This is a genomic window from Allobosea massiliensis, assembly GCF_042655245.1.
GTDB lineage: Bacteria > Pseudomonadota > Alphaproteobacteria > Rhizobiales > Beijerinckiaceae > Allobosea > Allobosea massiliensis.
Genome location: NZ_JBHSLU010000075.1, coordinates 1 through 533, shown reverse-complemented (window position 1 = coordinate 533; position 533 = coordinate 1). Strand labels below are relative to the sequence as shown.

Annotated in this window: 1 protein-coding gene; it reads left to right on the top strand. The window is 67.5% G+C overall.

Going from position 1 to position 533, the window contains the following annotated elements:
* Positions 1-518 (top strand): IS630 family transposase (locus ACFPN9_RS21955; protein WP_377817596.1); only part of this gene is annotated, 518 nt, incomplete at its 5' end.
* Between the last annotated feature and the right edge of the window lie 15 nt (positions 519-533).

The window sequence follows — 533 nt, the reverse complement described above, 5'->3', positions numbered from 1 at the left end:
CCGACCGGCTGGTGTTCATCGACGAGACCTGGGCGTCCACCAACATGGCCCGCCGCCACGGGCGCTGCCGGCGCGGCGAGCGGCTTCGGGTCGGCGTGCCGCATGGCCACTGGAAGACGACGACCTTCGTCGGTGCGCTGACCCTTCGCGGCTTCATCGCTCCCTGGGTGCTGGACGGGCCGATCAACCGCGACGCCTTCGAGACCTATGTCCAAAAGGTCCTGGTCCCGGAACTGCGCCCCGGCGACATCGTCGTCATGGACAACCTGTCGAGCCACAAGGGGCCGCGCGTGCGCCAGATGATCGAGGCGGCGGGTGCGGACCTGCGCTACCTCCCGCCCTACAGTCCCGACTTCAACCCCATCGAGAACGCCTTCGCCAAGCTCAAGGCGCTGCTGAGAAAGGCCGCCGAGCGAACCATCGGCGGCCTCTGGGACACCATCGGCCGCATCATCGACCTCTTCCCGCCCACCGAGTGCGCCAACTACTTCAGCGCGGCAGGGTACGACGCAACCTGATGGGATTCCGCTCTA